The sequence below is a fragment of the Protofrankia sp. Cr1 genome, assembly GCF_963555865.1.
Classification (GTDB): domain Bacteria; phylum Actinomycetota; class Actinomycetes; order Frankiales; family Frankiaceae; genus Protofrankia.
Window position 1 is genome coordinate 1 of the sequence record NZ_CAUVXO010000308.1, and the last position, 5,970, is coordinate 5,970.

General features: G+C 69.4%; 4 protein-coding genes and 1 pseudogene. 3 read left to right on the forward strand and 2 right to left on the reverse strand.

The genetic code is table 11. The features are described from left to right. Window positions 1–646 precede the first annotated feature (646 nt). Window positions 647–1,624, forward strand: a complete 978-nt coding sequence (locus U9980_RS19865; protein WP_322747834.1) for an acyl-CoA desaturase — start codon at window positions 647–649, stop codon at window positions 1,622–1,624. Between the two features lie 295 nt (window positions 1,625–1,919). Here U9980_RS19865 and U9980_RS19870 read toward each other — a convergent pair whose 3' ends face one another. Together U9980_RS19870 and U9980_RS19875 are read right to left on the reverse strand one after the other, a co-directional pair. Further along, a complete protein-coding gene (locus U9980_RS19870) occupies window positions 1,920–3,797 on the reverse strand; it encodes an ABC-F family ATP-binding cassette domain-containing protein (RefSeq protein ID WP_322769295.1) in 1,878 nt (625 codons plus the stop codon). Between the two features lie 46 nt (window positions 3,798–3,843). Next, the gene (locus tag U9980_RS19875; protein ID WP_322756386.1) at window positions 3,844–4,848 is read right to left on the reverse strand and encodes a 4-(cytidine 5'-diphospho)-2-C-methyl-D-erythritol kinase; all 1,005 of its coding nucleotides are present in this window, start codon (window positions 4,846–4,848) and stop codon (window positions 3,844–3,846) included. 322 nt (window positions 4,849–5,170) lie between these two features. Here U9980_RS19875 and U9980_RS19880 point away from each other — a divergent pair, with 322 nt between their 5' ends. Then, entirely contained in the window at window positions 5,171–5,653 is a 483-nt protein-coding gene (locus U9980_RS19880; RefSeq protein ID WP_322769296.1) for an Asp23/Gls24 family envelope stress response protein, read from the forward strand. Between the two features lie 20 nt (window positions 5,654–5,673). Next, window positions 5,674–5,970: pseudogene (locus U9980_RS19885) on the forward strand (hypothetical protein); the annotation flags it as partial.

Sequence of the window (5,970 nt, forward strand, 5' to 3'; positions counted from 1 at the left end):
GTTGAACGCATCCGTTTACCCTCGCCTGCCGCGAGGACGACAACCGCCGCCGGACGTGGTTGGGTCACACGAGCTCCCGTGATCGCGGACATCAACGTCAGTGTATGCCGAGTCTACCGGGTTACGGACCCGCCGGTTACGAAGCACCGGTTACCGACCCGCCGGTTACGACGCACCGACAACAAGTCGCCTCTCAACGGGTCGCCGCTAACGACTCCCGGGCGCGCCTCCTGGGTGCGCCTCCGCGGTGACGTGCACAATTTCCACGACGGCACGTGACGCAACGCGGATAAACCGTCCGGGCCGCACCGATGCCTCGGCCGGTCGAAACCTCGCGCTCCGCCGCCACGACTCGAACGTGGACTAGAAGAACCAAAATCTTCTGTGCTGCCGATTACACCACGGCGGATCGAGGGAAAATCGAAGGCAGTCTACCATCCCCAAGGCCTCCCACCAAAGATCATCCGATCATGTCAGCTGGGCCGGCCGCACGGATTGTTTTCGCGGATGTTCCCCGCAGCGGGCACCATGCGTTGCCGCAACGAGCTACCGTGACCCAACGGAAGTCGTCGCGGCTGGGAACGCGACCACCGACCGTGACCGACGAACCCGACCGATGAACGGGACCGATGAACGGGACTATGTCATGACTGCAACAGACACGGTGAACGCGACGGGTGTCGCGGCCGGCGTGACCGCTCCGCTCCGCCACACGGTCGTGCCGCAGTCATCGGTCAAAGCTCGAAGCGAGCAGGTCATCCTGGCGACGATCATCGCCCTTCCGCTCACCGCGCTGGCCGCGGCGATCCCCCTGCTGTGGGATCGGTGGATCAGCTGGCGAGATGTGGTCCTGGCCGCGGTCATGTATATGATCACTGGCCACGGCGTGACCGTCGGTTTCCACCGGTACTTCACCCACCGCGGATTCAAGGCCGCCAGGCCCGTACGCGTCGCACTCGCCGTCGCCGGCAACATGGCGATCGAAGGTCCGGTGATCCGCTGGGTTGCCGACCACCGGCGTCACCACGCCTTCAGCGACAAGGACGGCGACCCGCACTCGCCGTGGCGGTACGGCACCGGCACCCGCGCGGTAGCCAAGGGTCTGTGGCACGCCCACGTCGGGTGGCTGTTCGACGTCGAGCAGACCGACCAGCGCCGGTACGCTCCGGACCTGCTCGCTGACGCCGACATGGTCCGGGTCAGCCATATGTTCGCGGTCTGCGCGGCGGTGAGCCTCGCCGCGCCCGCGCTCATCGGAGGGCTCTGGGGCGGCTCCTTCGAAGCCGCGCTGCAGGCGTTCTTCTGGGCGAGCCTGGTCCGGGTGGCCCTGCTGCACCATGTGACGTGGTCGACGAACAGCATCTGTCACGTGGTCGGCAAGCACCCGTACAAGTCACGGGACCACTCCGGCAACGTCTGGCCGCTCGCCTTCCTGTCGATGGGCGAGTCCTGGCACAACCTGCATCACGCCGAGCCGACCCTGGCCCGTCACGGGGTCAAACCCTGGCAGCTGGACACCAGCGCCTATCTGATCAAGCTGATGGAGACGCTGCGGGTCGTTCATGACGTCCGCTGGCCAGACCCCGAACGCCTGCGGGCGAAAGAGGTCCAGACAGCCGGCTGACCGAACCGAGGGCCTGGGATCTTGACGCGGCCGGCAACAGGGGGCGCGGCGTCGCGGGGCCGGGGCACGGACCGGGGCACGCACCTCGCCACGCACCTCGCCACGCACCTCGCCACGCACCTCGCCACATCGCTCCCTGTCCATCGCTGCGCGATGCATGCACCCAAGCCCCGCTCCTTCATCCACGCCCCTAGTGCCGGGCGCTCTTAACGATGTGAATCTGATGCTCCTGCCACAGCACCAGAGTCACATCGTTCCCAAAGAGCATCCGGCAGCAGGACGCCCTCCAGGACATTCAGGCATCTTCGAGGTCGGTCGCGACGACGAGCCAGGCCTCCTCGGTCCGGGTTTTCTCCGCGACGACCGCACGCAGCTCGGCGTCCAGGGCGAGCAGGCGCCCATGGTCGGTGGACGCCTCCGCAAGCGCCGTGTGCAGCGCGGTCTCCTGGCGTCCCAACCGCTCCAGCGCCCGTTCAAGGCGGTTCAGCTCCTTGCGCGCGACCCGTGCCTGAGCCGCTCCGCCACCGGCACCGGCACCGGCACCGCCACCCGAGCTGGCACCGGATCCGGGACGGGCTGAACTGCCCGTATCGGTGGGCGTCCCGGCGCCTGCGGCGGCCAGGCGTTGCCGGCGGGCGAGGTACTCATCCACCCCACCGGGCAGCATGACCAGGCAACCGTCGCCAAGCAGAGCGACGATCGTGTCGCACGTTCGTTCCAGAAAGTAACGATCATGACTGACCACGACCAACGTTCCCGGCCACGAGTCCAGGATGTCCTCCAACGCGGTCAGCGTGTCGGTGTCCAGGTCGTTGGTGGGTTCGTCCAGTAGCAGCACGTTGGGCCGTTCCATGAGCAGCCGCAGGAGCTGCAGCCGCCGCCGTTCCCCGCCGGAGAGGTCACCGACCGGCGTCCACTGCCGGGCCGAGGGCAGACCGAACTGCTCCAGTAACTGACCCGCCGTCAGCTCCCGGTTCTGCCCGCCGTGTCCACCGTCACCGGCGGAGCTGCGCGATGGCGCCGACGACTTCGGCCGGGGTCCGACATCCAGTACCTGACCGGCCTCCTGGACCGCCTCCAGCGCCCGCAGCCTCGGGTTCAGCTCGCGGATCTCCTGGGTGAGCAGAGCGGGGCGCGCACTGCGCCCCACTCGGACAGTGCCCGAATCCGGACTCACCGTACCGGTCAGCAGGCGCAACAGCGTGGTCTTACCGCTCCCGTTGCCCCCGACGAGACCCACCCGATCACCCGGGCCCAGCCGCCACGTCATATTCGCGAACAGCTCCCGGTCACCGAGGCGCAGCGTCACGTCCTCGACGTCGAAGACGTCCTTCCCGAGGCGGGATGCGGCAAAGGTCCGCAGACCGAGGGTGTCGCGCGCGGGTGGCTCGTCAGCAATCAGGGCGTTGGCCGCATCGATCCGAAAGCGCGGCTTGGCGGTCCGGGCCGGCGGGCCACGGCGCAGCCAGGCCAGCTCCTTGCGGAGCAGGTTCTGGCGCCGCGCCTCGGTGGCGTCGGCTCGCCGGGTCCGCTCCGCGCGGGCCAGCACATACGCGCTGTAGCCGCCCTCGTAGGCGTCCACCCGACCGTCGACGACCTCCCAGACCCGCTCGCACACCTCATCGAGAAACCACCGGTCGTGCGTGGCGACGAGGAGCCCGCCGCGCCAGGATGCCAGCTCGGCGGCGAGCCACGCGACGCCTTCGACGTCAAGATGGTTGGTGGGCTCGTCCAGTATCAGCAGGTCCAGGTCGTCGACGAGCAGCGCGGCCAGGGCGGTACGCCGACGCTCCCCACCGGAGGACTGCCCGACGAGATCGTCCAGACGGTCGAGCAGACCCAGCCCGCGCAGCACCGACCGGCGACGTGGATCCGCGGCCCACACATGATCGGGTACGTCACCGACCACGGCCTGGCGCACGGTCGCGGTGGGCACGAGCCGGTCGTCCTGCGCGAGGATGCCCACGCGCAGAGACCCCGTGTGCACGACCCGACCGGCATCGGGGTGCGCCTCACCGGCCAAGAGCTTGAGCAGCGTGCTCTTGCCCGCGCCGTTACGGCCGACCACCCCGATCCGTTCCCCGCTCGCCACTCCGAGGCTCACGCCGTCCAGCAGGACGCGGGTCCCGAAGGCGGCCACGACCGCCTCCATCGTGACCAGGATGTCACTCATCGGATCCTGCTCATCAGGCCGGGGTCGGCGCGGATCGTCCTGCGGCTCATCCGGACGTGCCCGGGTCGACCAGACGGGCGCCCGCGACCGGACCGTGCGCCCGTCGAACCGCCCGGCAGACGCCCATCCCGGCGAGGCTCGCAGCCAGTGCCACGCTCTGCGCGGCGTCCCGGGCCAGGAAGGCGCAGGTCGGTCCGGACCCGCTGACGACGGCACCGACCGCCCCGAGTTCGGTTCCGGTTTCCAGCACCCGCCGCAGCGACGGGCGCAACCGCAACGCAGCCGGTTGCAGATCGTTGACCAACGCATTACCCAATTCGACCGGATCCCCGGTGCGCAACGCCGCCAGGACCGCGTCAGGCGGGGTGGGTTCGGTGCGCAGACGTCCTTCGGACAACCGGTCGAACTCGGCATAGACCGAGGCGGTGGACAGGCCACCGTCAGCCAGCGCGAAGACCCAGTGGTACTCGCCACGTCCGAGGACCGGCGTGAGCTGCTCGCCCCGGCCGGTTCCAAGCGCCGTACCCCCGGTCAACGGGAACGGGACGTCGCTGCCGAGCCCGGCAGCGAGCTCCGCGAGGACCGACCGGTCCAGGTCAGTGCCCCACAGGGCGTCGAAGGCGACCAGCGCCCCGGCGGCGTCGGCGCTGCCACCGGCCATCCCGGCTGCGACCGGAATGCCCTTGGCCATGCTCAGGTGCGCCCCTGCGCCGCGCACGCCGGCGCGGGCCGCGAGCACATACGCGGCCCTGACGGCGAGATTGTCCGATCCCGTCGGGACCAGCGAGATTCGCGCCGCGGCCGAGTTCGCTGGGATGTCGCCGGGAGCGGCGGCCGGCAGCGCACCGGCGGCACCCTCACCGGTGACCTCCACGGCGATGACCGGCTCCATGGCGTCGGGGTCGGTCGCGGCGTCCGGGACGTCGGTGACCGTGATGTCGTCATAGAGCGAAACAGCCTGCAGGATCGTGGTTACCGCGTGATAACCGTCGTCCCGGCGCGGGCCGACCCCGAGATGCAGGTTGACCTTGGCCGGCGACCGGACAGTCACCCGGGTGCCCTGGGCGGGCACGGGCGACCGGCCGGAGCCGGCGGCACCGGAAGGGTGCGGATGAGACCGAGGCAGCGGACGCTCCTTCACTCGTGGGGCGTGTTCCGACCGGGCACCAACGAACCTATCCGGCCGGCCGGACGCGAGTGTCCCCCTCACCACCGGGTAGGACGATGCATACCAGCCGGTTGACCGCGCCGAGCACGACCGGCTGCCACATCTGGGCGGCCGACGGCCTCCGGTTCATGGGCCCACGCGGCCGGGGACCGCGGGAAACCCGAGGGATCCGTCCCCACGACTCCAATGATTGTGGAGGCACGTCATGAGCACGACGACCACCGAGAAGACCTCTCCCGTGACACGAGAGACACCCCAGCGCGACGGGGCCGGCGTGTCCCGGCGGACGGCCACCGAGCTCGTGACAAGCCAGGGCAGGACGGCTATCGCGGACTCGGTCGTCCGTAAGATCGCGGGCGTGGCGACCCGCGAGGTCGAAGGTGTGCACAATCTCGGCACCGGCGGCACCCGCGCGGTCGGCTCGCTGCGCCAGCGTATCCCGGGCTCGTCCGGACGCAACGTATCCCAGGGGGTCGGCGTCGAGGTCGGCGAGCGGCAGGCGGCAATAGATCTCGACGTCGTGGTCGACTACGGCGTGTCGATAGTCGATCTCGCCCAGGCGATCCGCGGCAACGTCGTGACCTCAGTCGAGGGGATGACCGGCCTGGAGGTGACCGAGGTCAACATCGCGGTGGACGACGTCTACATCCCTGAAGACGATGACGATAAGCAGGCTCGGGTGCAGTAGAAATCATGGTCCGATTGGCAGTGTCCACGCAGCCGGCCGCCATCGCGGCCGCGGTTGCCCGCTGCCCCGTGGTCGCCGCGCTCTCCCCGGGAGTCAGCGGCAACGTGGTCACCTATCTGCCCGACCGACGCGTCGTCGGCGTCCGCAAAGTACTGGGTGGTGTCGCTGTCCATGTCATCGCCCGGTTCGGACCGACAATCCCTGAAATCGCCGGCCAGATTCGGGCCGCGGTCACCGCGGTGGCCCCGGACTGTAAGCGGATCGACGTCGTCATCGACGATCTTGAAGTCTCCCTGGACAGGTCCGCCGTCAGCGTC

Coding starts and splice junctions, on each gene's coding strand:
- U9980_RS19865 (WP_322747834.1), top strand. CDS start 647: ATGACTGCAACAGACACGGTGAACGCGACGGGTGTCGCGGCCGGCGTG.
- U9980_RS19870 (WP_322769295.1), bottom strand. CDS start 3,797: ATGAGTGACATCCTGGTCACGATGGAGGCGGTCGTGGCCGCCTTCGGG.
- U9980_RS19880 (WP_322769296.1), top strand. CDS start 5,171: ATGAGCACGACGACCACCGAGAAGACCTCTCCCGTGACACGAGAGACA.